We start from the raw sequence: 18,758 nt of genomic DNA on the forward strand, positions 1-18,758 counted from the left end.
CGGTCACCAGCACTCGTGCTTGCCCGACGCCATCTCAGCCGGTGTGTATGGCAGGAAGCACGTGCCGCACTTCGTCGGGGCTGCGGGCGCCGTACACCCGCAGCGCTGGCAGTGCGGGCACTTGAAGTCTTGGCAGTTCTCGCAGCGGCCGCTGGACGACTTCGCCTGGAATGTCTTCTCGCACACGGGGTTGGAGCACTCCTGCGAAGGGAAGGTCCAGGTGCCCGCCCCGTTCACGGTCGTGGGCCTCAGGGCGAGGAACACGTACCGCTCCTCATGATCGATCGCCGCCTCCACCCGCATCCCGTCGAGCACGGACCCGGTCTTGTACTCGATCCCCTCGTGGAACTCCCGCCGCACGGCGGCCTCCATCGCCTCAGCGGCGATGCGCCTGAACCCCTCCTGGGCGAAGTCCTTCGGCGGCTGAGGGTCGTCGTAGGTCGTCGCCGATGTGGTGACGACCCCGTCGAGATCTGCGACCGCGAGGATCCAACGGGAACCGGCCGGGAGCATCTCGAGCACGCGCAGCATGGTCGCCGGGCGGGAAGCCTCCGTCCGGGCGTACAGGCCGGCCATCAGGTCCGCCGGATGAAGCGAGGCATCGCGCCGGTCGCTCTCACCCACGGGCATCAGAACCTGCGCGGCGAACTGGTCGGACACCCGCTCTTCGATTTTGCGCCGCTCCCCGTCGACCATGTCGATGAGCGAAAACCCCCACTGGTCGTGCGTCTGCTGCAGGTGATGGCCGAGCTCGTGGAGCAGGGTGAAGTTGTCACGGCGGTAGGTGGCCGGGTGGAGGTGGATTGTGGGCGGGGTTGGACGGTAGTAGCCGCCTCCGCCGCAGCCGGTGTCGACGAGGCCGTCCTCGATCTCCACCTCAATCCCCGGACTTCGCAACAGCGTTCCTAGCGGATTGTCGCGCAGCGCCGCGAAGTTGAAGGTGGTGCACTCCTCAATGATTCGAGCGGCGATCGCTCGGGCATCAAGGCCGACGGCGAGGTCGTCCCACCCGTCCACGGGACTACCCGGCGTCCCGGCCGGCTCGGCCGATGGCGTCGCGCAGCTTGGTCTCCCGGAGGGCGTCGCTGTCGTTGCGCGCCGCCAGCGCGAACTCACGACGGGCGAGGCGGCGGATGTCGGCTTCCCCGATGCCGGTCTCCTCGGTCCGTGCCACGACCAGATGCTTGTAGCTCGGCCAGGCGATGTCGATGACGACGTCCGCGAGCGGGTCGGCTCCGACGAGGGAGTCGCCGTCGACACCGAGCCGCTCGGCGACGGCGGTGAGCTGCTCGTCGGTGACTGGCACGACGCCGTCCATCAGCGCTCGCAGTTCGGGCAGCGCTAGTCCCAGCACCGCAGCGACGATCCGCGAGGTGCCCCCGGCTTGCCGGACCTTCTCCGAGTCGAGGAATGCCCCTTCCTCGGCGCCGCCGGTGTTGAAGCACAGCTCGGTCCAGTGTTCGACCATCAGCCGGTCGGCGTCGGTGTTCTCCGCGTCGCGGGCCGAGCCCGGCGCGAAGGCCAGTCCGGGGTCGTCTCCGTCGTCCAGCGCGAAGGAGATCGGCGGGATCCGGTCGGGCGGGAGCAGCCGGCCGAGGCTGCGGTCCAGGAGATGGTTGCCGATCCCAGTCTCCCGGGTGGGCCACAGGGTGACGGAGACACCGAGCGGCGAGTCCTCCACCACCAAGCCTGGTGAGAACGACACCTCACCGGGAAGCGTCACGGGCCAGGCCAAGACGAACCCGTGCTTCGCGGCGGCGATCACCGCGAGCCCCGCCACCTCGCCCTCCCAGGACAGGATCCACAGGTCGCCGGCGCGGACCTGATCGCCCTGCACGCCGCGGTCCCAGAGCTCGTGCGCAGATGCCGGTACGCCTATCGGTCGATCACCGCTCACTCCTCACCTCCCACGGTCGTCGCTGAAAAAGAATCGCCAGAGTACAGGTCATGAGTCGAACAGCCGATTCCGGTAGACCTCTCGGGCCACCTCCACCTCATCCTCGGGCAGCTTTCCCAGGTGCTCGCACTTGCCAGCATGCCCCGTGACGGCCTTGTGAACCGGGTGGATGTAGCGGGAGGTCCACCATCCTGCGGAACCGAGGCGTGTCGCGTGGATCTCGGGCATCGCGCGGCTCGGCTTGTCGCCGGGTTTAGGATCGCTGGTAACTCGCGGGAGACCGGCCCACGTCGTGTCGTCGCGGCGGTCATCCATGCACGCCATCGGCCGCACCGGCTTGCCGACGCGCGCGGGGTGCTCGGTCGAATCCTTGTGTACCCAATAGACATCGCCGAACTCAGCGTCCCCACCTGGCATGAGCGGCAGCCTACAAGCGGGTGCCGACAGCCCCCGGATGCCGCGCTGGCTCAGTTCACACCCCCCAACCGGCCTCAGCCTCACCGCCGTTCCACTCGCGGGCGACTCCCCGAAGAGCGGCGCGGCGCGCACCCCGTCCAGCTCGGTGGGGCTGACGGTGCTTTGGCCAGTGGCACATCCAGCAGGAGCAGACCTCGACACCCGTGAAGATCCACTGCCAGTAGCAGCGACCGGTACGGCTGATGGTCCATTCGGGATCAGGGTCAGGAAGGTCGCACACGCTGCCTGCGCAGCGGTGGACAGGAACGACGCCGACTTCACGGCGTGCGACGCGGACGGCGAACGGAGCGTGGGCATCGGTGCGGGACATCGGCGGATCCTCGGAAACTGTGGCGCCCCAACGAGTCCCGCAGATCCGCTGCGGGATGGGGCTACCGCGGTCTTCGAAGACCGCCAGCCGAGGTCGCTCGCACAATTGGTGGGGCTACTCGCGTGTCTGAGGCATTCGGCGGCTCGGGATTTGAGCGGGGTTCGGACCCAAGGCTTACCTGGTTCATCCGGTGCCATGACCTGTCTTCACCGCCGCGCCACTTCTCAGAGTGCAGCAGGTTGAGCAAGATTCGTTGGCATTGGCGGCAGTATATGTGTTGCCGGCCCACCTTCACCGCAGCTGCGGCGAGTAAGGCGGCGACTCGCGTCCTGACTTCACCGTCGATGACCCTGAGGTGGATGAGATGTAGTAGGACGGCGATTGCGATCTCCGGCGCGGACGCCCTGGCTTGAACTTCAACGTCCTCGGGAGTCAACGGAGTCAACGGTGACTCCCTGATGCGAACGACGATGGCTGCGGTGCCGGTGGACATCAGCAGATCGCTCTTTCTGAGATCAGCGACTTCGCGCCCGGCGTGCCAGTATGCGCCGTCGTACTCGATCCCTATCGGGATGCCGTTGCCACCACGGAAAAGCATGTCGAGCCAAATCCGCTGATCGGCAGGAACCGGCACGCCCTGTTCTCCAGGCCCTAGTACCAGCTGCAACACGCTGAAGATGTCACTTTCGAGCCGAGATGAGCGGGGTTCGTCCGCGGAGCAGTGCGGGCAGACGTCACCGCGCACATAGCGACCCCGCGGTGAACCTGAATACTTTCGGACCATGGGGTGAAGGTATTCACGGGTGCTGACAAGTTGGCGTCCATGCTGGGTCGATCACTCGGCCGGCCCCGCAGGGCGTCTGGGACGGTCACCTGACCTGATGTGCGCGGCCGCGATCTTCCGGCCCTCGTTGAAGTAGGCCATCTCCACCGCGTCCGCTCGGACACCCTCGACAGCTGCGATGCCGTGATTGTGGTCAATCCACCTCGAATGGGTAGATGGATCCCACGGCCCGTTTCGCGAGATATCCCAACCGTCAACCGCTTTCAACGCCACGGCCACGAACTGGTCCAGGATCAGCGCTCGGCCAGTTCGACGGTCACGGGCGTCTGCGGCGTAGAGGAACTTGGTGAAGAACGACGGGCCGAGGTACTTGAGGTAATGCGGCTGCCCTCGCAACATCGCGATGTAAGCGTCGACGGTGTTGCCTCTCTGCACCGTCTCGGCGACCGACTGCAGGGCGTCGTCCACGCGGCGAGAGTCGTTATCCCGGAATACCCGCGCGCGACGGCCGACGAGGAACGCTGAACTCCCGGTACCCCAGACGTAACCAGCGAGCAGCGACTGCGGCAGGCCGTGTCTGTTTGCGGTGTCGAGCAGGTCGGCCCTCGTGATCGTGCGGTAACCGCGGTGCACTGCGGGCAGCTGTTCGAGGAAGTTGCCCCAGCTCTCAGGCACCCGCGGCGTCCACCACGCAGGCCGAAACCGGAAGCCGTGCGCGAGAACCTCATCGTCGGAGCGAAACTCCACGTGACGTCTACCCCCTTGAATCCCCGCGTGCGCGATCGAAACTCCACCGGATGGCCGCGGCCAGATTCGCCATATATCCGGCCTCCAGTTCGCTGTCGTGTTGGCGCTGGATCCACGACGGGTGCTTCACGTTGAAGATGTACGGCACGCCCTTCGGAAGCCGTCCCCGCGGAGGCTCGAACGGCGACACCGAAACCCGCGCCCGCGGGAAGAAGAACCTCATCACCCGTTCGGCGTCACGGCCCAGCGTAATCACCAGCCGCGGCCGGACAATCTCCAGTTCGCGGTGCAGAAACGGGGAGCAATTGACGATCTCGTGCTGATGAGACGCGCGGTTCTTCGGCGGGTGGCAGTGCACCGCGTTGCTGATGAAGAGATTCTTCTTGCCGCGTCCGGCGAGCGCGATGGCCTCATCGATCAGGTCACCGCTGCCTTCGGTGAACGGGATCTGGGTCTCCATACACTTCTCGCACAGACTCTGCCCGACCAGCGCAACCGGTGAGGTCAAGCAGCCGTATCCGGGCGCGGAGGCGGTAACGCCGTCGATGTTCAGCCCGTCGCAGCGCCTGCAACGTTTGATCTGATCGTCGAGGGCGACTTTGAGCAGCTGCCGCGAGGCAACGGTGTCGTGTTCTACCGCGTTCGAGCTCACCGGTGGAGTCTAGGTACGTCGAGACCTGTGACGGGCTAGATCACGGGTAACTGCACCGGCCCGCTGTGGCCAGCCAGCTGCCGCGCCCGCTCAAGGGGGCTCCCCGAATCTCTGACGCCATGTAGGTGTCCGACCCTATCCGCGAACTGCATGTCGGCCCGAACCTCGCCAGCGTCGGCGATGTACACCACCGCGACCGGCTGACTGTGACCGTGGGGCGGGCCCGGGAGGGCACTCGGGGGCGAGTGTGCCGAAGACCCCGCTGGGTCGGTCAAGCAAGAGGTGAGCCCGTCGCATTCCACTGCTGCAGTGCCCGCGAACGTCAGCCGCACCGCAGTGTCGCCGGGCGGTTTCACCGCGACAGTGGTCCACCGGAGCCGGCTCATCGCTGGTCCTCTCCGCATTTCGCGCACCAGGTGATCCGCTCGGGCGCCACCCTCCCGCACCGGCCGCAGGTGTGTGCCAGCTCTGCAAGCGTTGCCCAGACCAGCACGCGCCCAGCGTCGGTGTTGGCGGTGAAGACCGCCCTCGGAATTGGGGTGGCTGCGTCGATCATCTGCACTACGGCGGCGGGTTCCACCTCGGCGAGATCGACGACCAGTCGGTCAATGCAGGCTTGCCAGCCTGGGCGATCACTGGGGATGACCGGATCGTTCACGGCTGCTCCACCATGATCGACGCCGGCTCCGCGAGGATGCGCGCCACCACGTCGCGTTGCCGGTCCGACAGCATCTCCTGGGTGTAGCCATCGCACATAAGCGCCCACCAGACCGTGGCAGTCGACGGGCAACCGGGACAGACGCGCGGACTGATGACGCCGAACCGCCCTTGCCGCGGCGGGTAGTCCCACCCCGCCTCGTACGCCTCGTCCGGCGTCAGGACCTCCTCGACACCACAGCACTCGCACACGTGTCGGAGCACCATCGCGAGCACACCACGGCGGAGCTCGCCAGTGCTCGGCATGATCACATCACCCGCCGGGCGATCGGCGTAGTGCGCGGCGTCGGGCACCGGAACGACTTGGATCCCGCCGACCATCACCGTTTCCCCGGAAAGCATCGCCGCAAGCTCACCGCGGGTGACGAGCACCATACCTTCCGCAGTCCCGGCGTGGGACTGCGCCGCTGTCCGGTCGGTGTCTTCGACCGCACGTACTCGCACCATGCCGCACGGGGAGCCGAGGGTGCGAGCGCTGTGGGGGTCGTCCAACTTGTCGGTGAGCGCCTGCAGGTTTCGGGTCGTGAGTTCGACGCGGCGTGCGTCGGCGTCGTACTTCATCGCTCCTGTCTCGTCAGTACCAGCGTCATCGTCGGCTCGCCGATCGTGACTGCAGGATCGTGCACCCGGAGCGGAACGGTGGTCGCAATTCGGGCGTTCTCCAACCAGTCAGGGCGCCGGGTCGAGCCCCTACGAAGCGTCACTGACATCAATACCAGCGGCGATCATCTTCGGCCACAACCACTCTCGTAGGAACAGCTGCTGACGAGACACTCCCTCTTCGAACGCCAATTGCTCGAGAAAGTCCGCTTCTGGACCCAGCAGCCGGACCTTGCAGTCGCGATTGCGCTGACGCGTTTCGGACCCGCTGCGTTGGGTCCTTTTCGTGTCCGCACTGCTGCGCGGTTGGGAATTCGTCATCACGTGGGCGGGGAGTCTCCTAGTGTCTCGATGCTGGCGCAATCAGTGGTGCGCTCGTCCGTGTACTCAATAAGCGTAATGTTAGTAGGGCAGACATTTTCGTTGGCGCACAGGGTACTTGTGGCGTGCCAACCAGACCCAGCCAAACAGATCCGGAGCGCGCTGAACTCTGGGCTCAGCGCCGACAAGCAGTAGGTCAACGCATTCGCAATTTGAGAATCGAACGCGGGCTCACGCAGGAGGCCCTTGCCCTGGAGTCCGGAGTGACCCGCAACGTGCTGATCCACGTTGAGCATGGAAAGCGTGGCCTGCTCTTCGAACGGCTATACGACTTAGCGGAGGTGCTCGGGATCCCGGCCGGCGACCTGCTGGTTGACGAGACAGGCCCGAAATTGCCCACGAAACCCCCGAGCTCGGACCGCCGCGAGCTCGGCGCTCAATGAATGCGTAGAGAGATCGTTGCAAGCCCCGGCACCGGGCCTTAACTACTCGCATCCCAGCCGCAGCCGACCGCAGTACCGGCCCGTTGATAGCTTTGCACTACTAGTAGCACTTTTGACGGGTGGCCCTCAGGAGTGGCCCCACTGAAGAGCCGGTATTGAGGTAACCAGCCGGTCGCGCAAGTGGTGCGTACCACAGAGCCGTCGCCCACAATTCAGCATCAGTCTCTACTGCCAATCGCGACGTTGGCATGCCCGTACGGTGGCAACGACCCGTGCGCCGTCGTCGGTGAGCCTCATGGGACGTCCGCGCTCAGCGCGTACGAGTAGCTTGGTGCCGAGTTCGCTTTCGATGCGGTTGATTTGAGACACCAGTACGGCCTGACCGACGCCGAGCTCTTCGGCGGCGACCGTGAGCGTGCTGTAACGCGTTGCCGCAGCGAATCGCTCGAGCCGTTCCCGTCCACCGATTCCCGCCAGTGCGGGCCGGATGAGATCCGGTGCCTCAACGGCGACTTGCTCGGCGGCGAGGGTGGAACTGTGGCTGCCGCCACCTCGTCCTCGCATCGGGATGGCGTGAGTTTTGGCCCAGCGTGCCATGTTGGCTGTGCTCATACCGGCCTCGTTGGCAATGTCGGGTAGCGTGCGTCGTTTGTTGACGTACTGGTCGTAGAGCCAGTCCCGGTCGATTGTCGTGCGGGCTTGCAGACCAGGTTCACGTAGCGCCAGATCGTAATCACGGGCGAGTCGGGCGATGATCTGGCGACTGACTCCAACCGACGCCGCAATATCTTTGAGCGACATCCGTTCATGCTCGTAAAGGTCGGCCAAACGCTCCCGTGAAAGCGTCTGCTTGGCGGTCAGATACGCGCGGTTGTAAGGGGTCGAGAGCGTCGCGCCATTATCCGGATCCGGTCGGGGCACGGGGTGGGTCTCCAGAAGGTAGCGCACTGCGTCGAGGCTGGTGTTCAACCGCTGTGCAGCTGCACCGAGCTTGACTCTGTCCGCCGCAATGACTTGGTGCAGACGGGCGATGTCGACCACGGCGGGGTCGGGTCCGGGTAGATCGAGCCCGTCGAGCACTTCCTTTGGCGGGTGCCATGTCACTGGTTCGTCGTCGATGTTCTGGTCGGCCAAGAACTCGCGGGCGTGTTCCTTGAGCGCTTGAGCCAGTTCGGGTGTGAGGTGGCCGGGGAAGTCGGCGGTCTTGGTGCGAAAAGCGCTGTCGTCCCGAGCCCATGGCGACGTGCTGGCGGGACGCCCGCTAAGGCGCTCGAACAGAAAGCAGCGGGCGATCCGCGCCCTGGCCGGACCCGGTCCCGGGGTGGCGGTGTCGCGGCAGATCTGTGTCCATATCTTGTCGGGCAGCAGCATCGTGTAGTCGAGCTGGCGGCGGCGCTGGTAGTTGATCGGAACGCCATGGTCGGCGAGGTAGTCGGCCATGCGGATGAGAGCAGCGCGAATACTCGACCACTGGTCCTGCTTTTGCAGCAGCTGCAGAACCCGAGATACGGCGTGGCCCGTGATGGGATAGTCAATCGCGCCAGCGGCTTCGTCGAGGTTGAGCTTGCTGTTGACCAGCAGAAGGATGCTGGACAGTGCTGGACGCAGTTGCCATTGGTGACACGTCTCAATCGCCAGCGGTAGCGACCAGATCGGCCACAGCATTGAGGGCACACGGCGCGACATGTCCGCGGTGCGCTGCGCGCCAGCGGCCGGCTGAGCGGGTACTGGAGTGCCGATACGGTAACGCAATTGATCGCTTGGATTGAGCAGTGGCCCCAGGGCGGTGAGCTGAACTCCGGTGAGCACCGGCGACGTGTTCTTACCCCACGAGATGTTCGTGGCGTTCACAGCCGATCCGCGTTCCCTCGAGGAGGTCACCAACCAACGCAGCGAGTCCCCGGCGTGCGCCACGTCGGGGCGATCAAGGGCTTTCAAGGCAGCTACCACGCCGACGCCGGCAGTTACGGCCCGTGCCGGTGCCGCCAGCCCAGGCTTCGTATCGGTTCGTGCCGGACCGCGCCGGACATCCGAGGGCTCACCAGTGGCCCGGTAGATGCGGTTGAGGTCTTGCGGGATAACGGCTTCCAGGTCTTGGGGTGTGGCGTAGGCCAGCGCGCGGCCGGCGACGGCCCGGATATCCGAGAGAACGTTGAGTCGTGGCTGCGGCGATGCCTGGTACACCCCGAACGTTGGGGTCTCGCTGTCGAGGACGCTGTTCACGACCCGCTGTGCGTGTATCACTGGGTGATCTGTATCGAATGAGGCGACGGTCGCGGTGGTGAGGTCGGCGCCGCACCTCGGTGGGGTGCGGCCGGTTGCGTCCGCGGCCGGGTGCGAACAGCGTCCGGGTTGCGGAATGATGTCGCCGATGTGTGTGCGACGGCGTTGGACCGCGTCGCAGTGTGGACAGGCATCGGACAGTAGACAGTTATGGGTGGTGCAGGCGAACGTCCAGCCCAGTCGCCATCTCAGTTGCCAGCGTCCCCCGGTCGTGTCCAAACATGCTGGGCAGAACCGCGATCCCCGTCCCCGGCCCCAGGGGAAGGCTCGACTGAGCATCCGTGAGTCGGGCTTGATGCGCACCGCCCGATCCGAATAGTGCTGCAGCGTCATCATTTCCAGCGCATCACGGTCGATTCCGGTCGCCGTCCTGATCATGTCGGCTTCGTCAGAATTCAGGCGCACGATCCAGGCGGTGGTGTCCATCCCGTTGTGGGGGCTCAGCCCGACGGCGGTCAGGAGGTCTCCGAAGGCGGTGTGGGTGCGGTGAGCGATCGCTTCCAGCCACGAGTCGATCGCCTCACCCCCGATCGGGGCAATGCGCATCGGCAGTGTGCGCACGGCGTTCATCCGGCCTTGCCGATCCTTGTCGTCAGTCTTCGCGCCTCGAAGGCCGTTTCGAGTTCCCGGCGGGCCTTTTCCGATGCCTCGTCGTTCTTGACGAGATCCATCAGCTCACGGGATAACAGTTCCGCCCCCGTGCGCACGGCTCGTTGGCAGCCCCGATTGATCAGAGTCATCAGCGAACCGATGTGTCCGGTGCTGCGGGCGAACAGATACTCCGAGAGGTCGTCGGCCAACATGCCGGGGTGCTTGTCAGCCAGCGCGATCCGCTGCTCGAGGGCGAGGAGCAGTTGGCGCCATTCGCGGCGGCCCTCATCGGTGTTGATCACGAACGGGCCGATGTCGAGCTTGGTGGTGCGTCTGCCGGTTTGAGCGATCACCGCGTCTTCGTATGAATGCCCTTCGGAGAATAGCCCCCGCGCCGCCAACCCGACGCCGACGAAGACGAGGGTGACGGGAAACTCGTTGGCGATGTATTTGAAGTGGTTGCTGATCTCCACGCCGACGGTGTTGCGCCATCGCAGAAAATGCAGATCATCAACGATCAGCAGCTTGGTCTCGCAGGCCAGTACGCAGTCCAGTGCCCGGTGAGCGAAGTGGGCGGCGTTGCCGCGGGACATCCCCGGATGAGCAAAGAACGACAACATGGCCCGGTTGAATTCGACCATGCCGGTGTTGCCGGTCAACCCGACCCGGCATACCGGCCACCGCTCGTGACCCTCAGTGGTTTCAGTCCCCAATTCTTTGATCTCGCGACGGTGGAACTTCCTGGCGAAATCCAGCACCGATGTGGTCTTCCCTAGTCCGGGAAAGGCATCGATCGCCACCGCTCCTTTGGCCTTGTCGCCGTCTTGGACGTTACTGTCGACGATGTCCCACAAGTCTTCATGCAGGGCGGCCAGCTGCGGTGTTCTGATCGGGCCGAGATTGGCGTGCCACTCACGGCGCTGCCGATTGTAGTCGTCGTGGGCATCTTCGCTGAGCGACTCAATTTGCTTGCGGGTCAACGGCTCCGGTGGAATCCGGGCAGCGGTGTTCACAAATCGCTGCCAACCCTCTTTGCGGGCCAACGTCAGATTGTCCAGCCGGGCCTCGGTCTCCGGTTGGGCCGGATTTTTCTTGGCCATCACGCGTCGTCCAGCGCGTCGGCGTAAAAGTCGTTGGCGGGGTCGTCGAGTTCGTCCTCGGCGTCGTCATCGCCGGTCTCGGGATCGGGTTCTTCGATCGTCGTGTCCGTGTCCTCGTCGGCGGCAGGATCTGCTGTCGCCAACACGCGAGCGACCGACGGCAGAGCGGCGACCTCGTCCTGTATCTCAGTCTCGTCGATCAGGGTGGCGTCGCGGGAGAGCCGCAAAGCCATTCGCCGTTCGGCCAGCGTAGAGCCTAGTCCGAGGTTCCACCGCTCCAACAGATCCGCCACCGCGAGCCGGTCATCGGGGTAGGTGTACTTCGACGCGGCGAGCTTGCGCGCGAACTGCAGCGCGTCCTCACTGAGCGGCATCTGCAACGACGGGGCATGCTCCCACACCAGTGGGTGCCACTTGCGCGTATCGGGATCGCGGAAATAGGCGCGGGTGATGTCGTCAGGATCGTAGTGAATGGGCCAGCGGCCCTTGGCTTTCCCTTTGTACGGGCTGGTCATGTTACGAAACGGGTTCAGTGACGGCCCGTTGTAGCGGCGGGAACCGAAGTCCACTCCATAGTGCTGGATCTTCCGGAACTCGGTCTTGAGGAACTCGTAGGCCAAATCGGGATCGCGCGGAGCCTCGATGTAGCCGGCGCGAGCGACGCCGTGCTCAAACATCTGCGCCGGCGACATCCGCAATCCCGGCACATGCGGATCGATCAAGCTGTCATGCGGTCGGCGGTGATACACCACAGCCACCCACTCGCGGATGATCGCCTCCAACTCGTCCAGGTAGAAGAACGCCTCAGATTCCGGATCCAGTCCGCGGGAGTGCACATCCGGGCCCTTGTAGCCCGGCAGCGCCTGCAACAAGTCCTCGCGGATGGTGCGGAAGAATCGCTCCACGGGGCCCTTGTCACGTCCCGTCCGCAGTCGCGCAGGCTGGATCGAAATCCCCATCCGCTGACAGACGCTGGTCAAATGCTCGGATACATAGATCTTGCCGTGATCAATAATGACCGTTTCCGGCACGATCGCTGGCCCGGCCGCGCCGACCAGGGACCCAGCGATCGCGTCGACATCGATCAGGACTGACCTTGGGACTCCGTGCTCGGGCCATACCGCTTGCGCTGGCCAATCCTTTCCCGCTGGTCGGGGCCGGTAAGCCTGATACAGCACTGACGCTGCGTCGACCGACTTCGTGGACACCGGCGTCAATCTGATTCCTGTGACGCACCGGGTGTACCAGTCCATTCCGATCGACAGTTCGGCCTGCACCCACCGCAACGTGATCGGATCCATCGCAAAAACATCCAGCCGCGTGGTGTCCATCAACAGGTACTCACCCGGCCGGGTCGGGCGCAGCTTTCCATACACACCATCCGGCCGTTCAGCAATGTCGCGGTTCCGTTTGGTGCTCAACCGAAACGTCGGGTACCGGCTCTCCAGCTCGGCAAGGACGCGGAATGCCGTTGCGCGGGACGGTAATTCCACGACCCCCTCGCCGAACCGCGCGACGACTCTAGCGTTGGTTCTGTTGATTACCATCGTCTGCGAAGGACGCGACTGGTCTGTGTGCTCCACCATCACTTCAATGGCGGTCTCGGTCCACCGCGGGTCTACATTCGCCCCCGGGCCTGCAGTCCTTTTCGCCCGCGTCGACGCCAGACCCGCTTCACCGTACTTCTGGAACTGCTGAACCCAACGTTCGATTGACCGGACCCCAGCACCAAGCTCCCGCCCTTTGCTTGCGTAACGCCTCGACAGTGGCACAACGGCTTGGTACTCCGGCCGCGGCTCCCCAGGAAGCGCCAACTCCGCACTACCCGAACGGAATCCGGTGAGCACTTCGCGGACGTGCGCCGCTCGCTCGATCATCTCGTTGCGCTCGACGTCGCTGAGCTGTGCGAGAACAACCCCGGCAGGCTCGAAGTCGTCATCGCTGCACGGTCCCTCCGAATCCGGGACTACTCGTGTGCTGTCTGACAGGAGAAGGTCATTGAGGCGGGCTCGGATGACCGCCTTCTTCGACGTCCCTTTCAATACGACGTCCATGCCTGTCTGACCAGTGTGGATCTCAACGATCTCCACCAACTCACCATCGTGCACGAGCCTAGTACCCACACCGATTCGTACCCCAGCTGAAGTCATATCGACATCCTCAGTTCTGTTCGCCCGCTTAGTCGCTCGCTCAGATCGATTAGAAGTTCTTGACGCCAGAGAAGGTGCAGCACAGCAGACTTGACATGATTGATCGGCTCCCCTGGCAGACACCTGAACGCATCCGCAAGTTGTAAGCCAACCAGATTCTTCTCCCGCACTTGTGCCAGCAGCTCTGGGCGGAACATCCAACTGCGCCGGTATCCCGCAAGGAAACGGACATTCTCCAACTCAACTGCGTTGGGTTCGGTCGCCACTTCATAGCGCCAGCCGCGCGCCTCAACGAGTCCGCGGGTCCACTCGAATGTGAAAGCGACCTTGGGATCCGAGAGACGGCCGGCGGGCTTCACATCCACGACTACAGGGCCTGCATCGGTGATCAAGAGATAGTCCGGGATGTGCTTTCGTGGCTTGCGATCGACCGTAGCTCGGAGCAGGAATGGCTGGGCGACAATTTGCCGCGCGCTGGTATCAAAATCGGCAAAGAGCAAGCGGGACAATTCAAGTCGCGATTCATAGATGACGTGACGGCCAACGGTGCTCGACCAGTAGGTCCCCGAGTAGTGCTTCTGCCCGCGGTGCCACCGAAACGTCCGCCACGGAGCCGCGTTGGCAAGTTCGTTGATACCCACCGAAGCCCACTCTCGGGCAACCTCACTGAGGTCGTCAGCACGTCGGTATGAGACAGAGGCAGTCGGCACCTTGTCTCCACTGCGGCCCATCGCAACCACCTCTGCCCTGCAATCGGATCTAACTGCTCTGACGGCCCGATCATCACATAGCCGCCGGCGCAGGCCTCGGATTGACCAACCCGCGTGTCTCACGAACCTGGCGGATCCGCCATCGCTCCGCCATCACTCGTGAGATTCCGCCACGTTCCGTGAGAACCTACACATCATTAATGATCTCTCGCCATATTTGTAAATCGGGACAAATGCAATTGGTGCGCCACCGTGATTGAGGCTGTCGGACCATTTCTATGTTTCCCGAGAATGATGTCCGCTTCGCCGCCGCGTGGGTCGTCCCGGTCGAATGCATCCGGCCGATGCAGCAGCATAACCATATCACTATCCTGCTCCAGGCTTCCAGATTCGCGCAGGTCAGACACTTGCGGCCTCTTGTCGGTGCGTTGTTCTGGGCCTCGGTTAAGCTGGCTGATCGCAACCACTGGCACGTCCAATTCTTTTGCCATCAGCTTTAGGCTTCGCGAGAAGTCGGACACTTCCTGTTGGCGTGATTCGTATTTTTTACCCGAACTCATCAACTGCAAGTAGTCGACGACGATAAGCCGAAGGTCCGTTTTCTGTGCCAACCGCCGCGCTTTGGCGCGTATTTCCATCATGGTCAGGTTCGGCGAATCGTCGATGAACAGTGGAGCCGCGCTGATCTCGCTCATCCGCCGGGCCAACTTGGTCCAGTCCTCGTCGCTCATCCGACCCGAGCGCATGTCGGCCAGTTTGATCCTGGCCTCCGCCGAGAGCAGTCGCATGACGATCTCGGACTTGCTCATCTCCAGCGAGAAGATGACGCTGGCCATCTGGTGCTTGATGGAGCAGGACCGCATGAAGTCCAGGCCCAGCGTCGAATTGTGCGTCGGGATCATGCCAGCGCCGGCCAGGTAGAGGTGCGCTGGATTGTCCACCTCGACACACCGGACCGGCACGGTATCCCGAGGACGCACCGAGTCGATCTTCACCACTGGTCTCAGCACCAACTCGCTCATGCCGGCAACTGACACCACACTGATCGTGTGCCACCCGCCGCGCAGTTGCGCGGTAGTGAGGATGCCTTCGTTGGTCGGCCACTGATGTTGCGCATCGGCGACAATCGCTGTCCCATCGGAGAATTCGACGTCGTAGCAAGGACGATCAAGCATCACCTCTGTCGCGGCCACCACGCGTGTTGGTTCACCGTCAGCGTCGAGCAGGTCATCTCCGACTGCGACGTCGCCCATGGTGGTCCAGCCGCGCGGGGTTGGTAGAGGCGTGTCCAACGCGAGCGCCTTACCGACGCCGGGGCGGGCGGCGATGATGATCATCTGCCCCGGATGCAGCCCGTTCGTGACGTTGTCGAGTTCAATGAAGCCGGTCGGCACGCCGCGAGCCACTCCGCCTTGGGAAGCAAGCAGGTCGAGTTCATCCATGGTCGGTTGCAGGAGGTCTTCGAGCGGGACGAAATCCTCCGAAGCTCGTCGCTGAGTGACGTCGTAGATCTCGGCCTGCGCCCGGTCGACCACGTCGGCCACCTCCGCGCCGTCGGCGCCGGCGTAGCCGTACTGGACCACTCGGGTCCCCGCCTCCACCAAGCGGCGCAACAACGCCTTCTCGGCCACGATCCCCGCGTAGAACCCGGCGTTGGCTGCAGTCGGCACAGTGGAGATCAAGGTGTGCAGGTAGGGGGCTCCGCCGATGCGGCGCAACAGCCCGCGCCTATCAAGCTCGGCGGCCACGGTGACAGCGTCAGCAGGCTCCCCGCGCCCGTAGATGTCCAGGATCGCGTCGAAGACAGTCTGGTTCGCCGGGCGATAGAAGTCCCCGGGCTGCAGCCGCTCCAGAACGTCGGCGATGGCATCTTTAGACAGCAACATGCCACCCAACACCGCCTGCTCGGCCGCCATGTCCTGCGGGGGCTGGCGCCCGAGATCTTCGCTCGGCGGCGAGCTGTCCCTCACCGCGGACCCGTCCAGGGACTCTGCAGTGCTCACGGTTGCACTTCCTCAGTTGCCGAACCAACCCGCCACTGCACATGGCGGCCTGATAGGCGCGTGCGGCTGACCTGGCCGCGCCCCTCAAGCACCTTCAGATTGCGGTAGACGTCTTCGTTGACGCGTTCCCCGTGAGCGCTGTCCAGGCGCTCACGCAGTTCGGTGGTGGTCATGGGATCCATCGACCCGGCCAGAATCTCCAACAGTTCAGCTCGCAGCGATGCTGCCTTGGCCCTGCGGCTCTCGCGTTGACCCACGTTCCCGCGCTGACTCATTGGCCAGCTCGGCAAGACTGGTAGTGGTGGCCGCGCCCGTTGAAGAGGGCGACCTGGTCCGATGGAGGGTGAGTCACCGCGGCACAGGCTGGGCACAACGGCGCTCCATCGGCATACAACGACGAGGATTGCCGTTGGCAGAGCTTCACCCCGCACCTCGCCCGTGGCGTGCGGCCGCATGCGTCGACGAAGTGCTGCCACCAACTCACACAGTGGATGACTTCAGATCCTGAGTAGGGGGCATTCGGCCGGAACTCCGACACGGGCGCTCTCCAGTGCCGCATTGACCCGTGGACGTAATCGGGAACCCACGCAGCGGGGGCGATCAGGGCGTTCACGATGCCGCCCCGCGTCCTGCCGCGTAGAGCAGGCGATAGTCCAAATGCTGCAGCAGCATCAGCTCGGAGGCATTGAGCCGGGCGATCATCAGCGCAAGCATGGTGGCCGGAGTGCCGTCATCGCGCATGCGGTGGGCTCGTGTGGGGCGCGGATAGACTGCCAGCGTGCCGTCCGGGGTGGCTGCAATATAGCCGCCGGCGGCCACGTCCTCACCGAAATGCCCTATGGTCCACTCGCATTCGACTGACAAGTAGGCGATGAGCCATGCGGCGGCGCGGGCGGTCTGTCGCGGCTGCTCGTCGGCCGGAAGAGTCGGGAGTTCGTCGTTGCGCCACCACGCCGACCGGGGCAGGCGCGGGCGCCGGCCGGCGCGATGCTGGACGATGAGTCGTAGATGATCGAGGTTGTCACCGCCGGACAGTTGATCCCGTGCGCCCAGTTCAGCGATCTGGCGTGCCAATCCGACTGTGTCACTGTCTTCCGGTACCTGCTGTGCCCATGTGGTGCCATCGGTGGTGCAGCTGACGGTCACTACTCGCCCTGACGGTGTCTCGGCATGCACGGTGCCAGTCGCCGAATCGACCCGGTACCCGAATGTTCTTAGCTGCCAACCAGCGTCGATCAAAGCGACAGCGAGACCGAATGCCTCCGCGATGGCCTCTGACAGGTCCGGCTTATCCGGTCCGGCCGGCCCGCAACGGTTCTGGCCGCCTTCGTGTGTAGTCATCCCGCCGTCCCTCGTCCTGCTGCGTCAGCGACGTCGTTCTCGCACAGCTCGCGCAGATAGCTCGCGCGTGCGGATGCGTCGAGATCTCTGATTTCCTTGGCGATACGGGCGCGATCGGGGTCGGTGAAACCGCCCCATACCCCGTAGCGCTGTCCGCTTCCTATGGCCGCATCCAGGCATCCCACTCGCACTGGGCACCTTCTGCAGATTCGCTTGGCGTTGGCCGCCGATCGACCTTTCTTCGGAAAGAACTCGTTGGGGTCCTCGCCGTGGCAGGCCGCTTCAAGATCCTCGTGTCCACCCATTTGAGAGCACCTCCAGATCGAACCGCGTTTCCGCCGATATCGCATAGTTACGATTTGCACTACACGGCCAACGATAGGACGCCTACCAGCGCTATTCGCGAGGCGCGTACAGGGAACTTTTCATCAGAGGTAAGTTTTTTCTCGCCGCGGGCGCCGGATCCACCGTATGCATACGACAATGACTGGCCTACGCAGGGACGACGGCACAGCCCCCCGATCAGTCAGGTCAGGCGGGCGACTCGGCCTCAGCTGGAGGACCGACGGTCCACGGCAGCATAGGCCGACACCATCGCCACCAGATCGCCATTGAGATTGTTCAGGTCTTCAGATGCAAGCTCGTTTTCGACAACAGCCCCGAATCCCGGTGGAAGCTCCTCGCCGGCAGCCGAGTCCGCATGCGCCTGTAGCCGACCCAAGGTGTTCACGCACGATCTGAGCGCCACCAACCGGGTGAACAAAGCGTCCTCCAACAGGCTTCGTTCACGGGCTGCAATCTCCGTGGTTGCGCCAATATCATTGGGCGGCATCGCATTGCGTCCGACATATTCGGCGAGCTGATCCATCCGCATTGCTGCCCGTGCGATCTGGAAAATCTCTTCATCGGGGTCGAACCTGCTGCGTAGCACCGCCAGGCCCGGCAGAGCCCACCCAGGGTGATCGCGCAGTTCGTTGCACGCCTCGATGCCTTCCAGTGCGTAGGCGCCGCCGGCGGTGGGTTTCCCTTCTCCTGCCAGAGGGTTCCAGTCGAGCATGCGGTACGAGGCTTGCAGGGCACTGCTATCAGTGCGGGTCAGTCGCAGTGGATCTTGATGTATCCAGGCCAGCCCCGCCCATATCGGCACGGATGCGATCAGCGTTGCAGCGGCGAGCCACCCCGCCACGACACCGAGCCCGAGCCGGTCATCGCGAGAGTAGAGACAGATGACTGCAACGACCATGAGCGTCATGCCCAATAGGGTGAGCCGCACCGCGGTGCGCGCACTGATCCAGCGCGGCAGGCGCAGCGATCGGGGACTCCAGCCGGAAACGACGGCCTCGCGCGGCATCGCGTGCCGGCGACGGAGGATCTTGTCTGCCACGGCCACAGGCAAGTCGCTCTCACGCACAGGCCCCCACAGCGGGCCGCGCCATAGCCACTCGGGCCCGGATTTGATACTGCGGCGGTCCGCGGCACCCCAGAACGCCACACCCAGCCGGACCGCTGATCGGGATTCGTAGGCCTCACGCGGTGGCATTGAGGATGCTCCCGCCTATCGTGAGGGACTGCGGGAACAGTCCCGTGAAAAGAGTGCAGCTCCGGCATGTCGGGAACCGCTGCTGGACGAGC

General features: G+C 64.2%; 17 protein-coding genes. 1 reads left to right on the forward strand and 16 read right to left on the reverse strand.

What is annotated here, in order from left to right; translation table 11 throughout:
• Window positions 1-3: 3 nt before the first annotated feature.
• From ACNQVK_RS00075 to ACNQVK_RS00105, 7 genes are all read right to left on the reverse strand, one after another.
• Window positions 4-1,017 (reverse strand): ImmA/IrrE family metallo-endopeptidase, encoded by a 1,014-nt coding sequence (locus ACNQVK_RS00075; protein WP_418028061.1) that lies wholly within the window; start codon window positions 1,015-1,017, stop codon window positions 4-6.
• 4 nt (window positions 1,018-1,021) lie between these two features.
• Window positions 1,022-1,897 (reverse strand): hypothetical protein, encoded by an 876-nt coding sequence (locus ACNQVK_RS00080; RefSeq protein ID WP_418028062.1) that lies wholly within the window; start codon window positions 1,895-1,897, stop codon window positions 1,022-1,024.
• Window positions 1,898-1,945: 48 nt separating this feature from the next.
• Window positions 1,946-2,314 (reverse strand): hypothetical protein, encoded by a 369-nt coding sequence (locus tag ACNQVK_RS00085; protein ID WP_377151813.1) that lies wholly within the window; start codon window positions 2,312-2,314, stop codon window positions 1,946-1,948.
• A gap of 1,205 nt (window positions 2,315-3,519) precedes the next feature.
• A complete protein-coding gene (locus ACNQVK_RS00090) occupies window positions 3,520-4,143 on the reverse strand; it encodes a hypothetical protein (protein ID WP_418028063.1) in 624 nt (207 codons plus the stop codon).
• Between the two features lie 79 nt (window positions 4,144-4,222).
• Window positions 4,223-4,867: a uracil-DNA glycosylase family protein gene (locus ACNQVK_RS00095; RefSeq protein ID WP_418028064.1), complete on the reverse strand. Its 645-nt coding sequence runs from the start codon at window positions 4,865-4,867 to the stop codon at window positions 4,223-4,225.
• A 382-nt stretch (window positions 4,868-5,249) separates the two neighbouring features.
• On the reverse strand, window positions 5,250-5,525 hold the full coding sequence (locus tag ACNQVK_RS00100; protein ID WP_418028065.1) for a hypothetical protein: 276 nt from the start codon (window positions 5,523-5,525) through the stop codon (window positions 5,250-5,252).
• On the reverse strand, window positions 5,522-6,145 hold the full coding sequence (locus tag ACNQVK_RS00105) for a hypothetical protein (protein WP_418028066.1): 624 nt from the start codon (window positions 6,143-6,145) through the stop codon (window positions 5,522-5,524). Before ACNQVK_RS00105 ends, ACNQVK_RS00100 begins: the two co-directional genes overlap by 4 nt.
• Window positions 6,146-6,630: 485 nt before the next feature.
• Here ACNQVK_RS00105 and ACNQVK_RS00110 point away from each other — a divergent pair, with 485 nt between their 5' ends.
• The gene (locus ACNQVK_RS00110) at window positions 6,631-6,948 is read left to right on the forward strand and encodes a helix-turn-helix domain-containing protein (protein WP_418028067.1); all 318 of its coding nucleotides are present in this window, start codon (window positions 6,631-6,633) and stop codon (window positions 6,946-6,948) included.
• Window positions 6,949-7,173: 225 nt separating this feature from the next.
• Here ACNQVK_RS00110 and ACNQVK_RS00115 read toward each other — a convergent pair whose 3' ends face one another.
• From ACNQVK_RS00115 to ACNQVK_RS00155, 9 genes are all read right to left on the reverse strand, one after another.
• Entirely contained in the window at window positions 7,174-9,801 is a 2,628-nt protein-coding gene (locus tag ACNQVK_RS00115) for a TniQ family protein (RefSeq protein WP_418028068.1), read from the reverse strand.
• Complete coding sequence (locus ACNQVK_RS00120) at window positions 9,798-10,922, reverse strand: ATP-binding protein (protein WP_418028069.1); 1,125 nt, start codon at window positions 10,920-10,922, stop codon at window positions 9,798-9,800. Before ACNQVK_RS00120 ends, ACNQVK_RS00115 begins: the two co-directional genes overlap by 4 nt.
• Window positions 10,922-13,072, reverse strand: coding sequence for a Mu transposase C-terminal domain-containing protein (locus ACNQVK_RS00125; RefSeq protein ID WP_418028070.1), 2,151 nt, complete (start codon window positions 13,070-13,072; stop codon window positions 10,922-10,924). The genes ACNQVK_RS00120 and ACNQVK_RS00125 overlap by 1 nt, the downstream gene beginning before the upstream one ends.
• Entirely contained in the window at window positions 13,069-13,713 is a 645-nt protein-coding gene (locus ACNQVK_RS00130) for a TnsA-like heteromeric transposase endonuclease subunit (protein ID WP_418028071.1), read from the reverse strand. The genes ACNQVK_RS00125 and ACNQVK_RS00130 overlap by 4 nt, the downstream gene beginning before the upstream one ends.
• Window positions 13,714-13,979: 266 nt before the next feature.
• Complete coding sequence (dnaB, locus tag ACNQVK_RS00135) at window positions 13,980-15,698, reverse strand: replicative DNA helicase (RefSeq protein WP_418028443.1); 1,719 nt, start codon at window positions 15,696-15,698, stop codon at window positions 13,980-13,982.
• An 83-nt stretch (window positions 15,699-15,781) separates the two neighbouring features.
• Window positions 15,782-16,060: a transcriptional repressor gene (locus ACNQVK_RS00140; RefSeq protein ID WP_418028072.1), complete on the reverse strand. Its 279-nt coding sequence runs from the start codon at window positions 16,058-16,060 to the stop codon at window positions 15,782-15,784.
• A gap of 334 nt (window positions 16,061-16,394) precedes the next feature.
• Window positions 16,395-17,126: a hypothetical protein gene (locus ACNQVK_RS00145; protein WP_418028073.1), complete on the reverse strand. Its 732-nt coding sequence runs from the start codon at window positions 17,124-17,126 to the stop codon at window positions 16,395-16,397.
• Window positions 17,123-17,431 (reverse strand): WhiB family transcriptional regulator, encoded by a 309-nt coding sequence (locus ACNQVK_RS00150; RefSeq protein WP_418028074.1) that lies wholly within the window; start codon window positions 17,429-17,431, stop codon window positions 17,123-17,125. Before ACNQVK_RS00150 ends, ACNQVK_RS00145 begins: the two co-directional genes overlap by 4 nt.
• Window positions 17,432-17,676: 245 nt before the next feature.
• Window positions 17,677-18,510 carry a hypothetical protein gene (locus ACNQVK_RS00155; RefSeq protein WP_418028075.1) on the reverse strand — a complete coding sequence of 278 codons (834 nt, stop codon included), beginning with the start codon at window positions 18,508-18,510 and terminating at the stop codon, window positions 17,677-17,679.
• Window positions 18,511-18,758: the final 248 nt, after the last annotated feature.

The sequence above is a fragment of the Mycobacterium sp. 134 genome (assembly GCF_048282715.1).
Taxonomy (GTDB): Bacteria; Actinomycetota; Actinomycetes; order Mycobacteriales; family Mycobacteriaceae; genus Mycobacterium; species Mycobacterium septicum.

Excerpts from the sequence above, each read along its gene's own strand:
- ACNQVK_RS00085 (WP_377151813.1), bottom strand. The coding sequence starts at position 2,314 with ATGCCAGGTGGGGACGCTGAGTTCGGCGATGTCTATTGGGTACACAAG.
- ACNQVK_RS00105 (WP_418028066.1), bottom strand. The coding sequence starts at position 6,145 with ATGAAGTACGACGCCGACGCACGCCGCGTCGAACTCACGACCCGAAAC.
- ACNQVK_RS00115 (WP_418028068.1), bottom strand. The coding sequence starts at position 9,801 with ATGAACGCCGTGCGCACACTGCCGATGCGCATTGCCCCGATCGGGGGT.
- ACNQVK_RS00120 (WP_418028069.1), bottom strand. The coding sequence starts at position 10,922 with ATGGCCAAGAAAAATCCGGCCCAACCGGAGACCGAGGCCCGGCTGGAC.
- ACNQVK_RS00125 (WP_418028070.1), bottom strand. The coding sequence starts at position 13,072 with ATGACTTCAGCTGGGGTACGAATCGGTGTGGGTACTAGGCTCGTGCAC.
- dnaB (WP_418028443.1), bottom strand. The coding sequence starts at position 15,698 with ATGGCGGCCGAGCAGGCGGTGTTGGGTGGCATGTTGCTGTCTAAAGAT.
- ACNQVK_RS00140 (WP_418028072.1), bottom strand. The coding sequence starts at position 16,060 with ATGAGTCAGCGCGGGAACGTGGGTCAACGCGAGAGCCGCAGGGCCAAG.
- ACNQVK_RS00145 (WP_418028073.1), bottom strand. The coding sequence starts at position 17,126 with ATGACTACACACGAAGGCGGCCAGAACCGTTGCGGGCCGGCCGGACCG.
- ACNQVK_RS00150 (WP_418028074.1), bottom strand. The coding sequence starts at position 17,431 with ATGGGTGGACACGAGGATCTTGAAGCGGCCTGCCACGGCGAGGACCCC.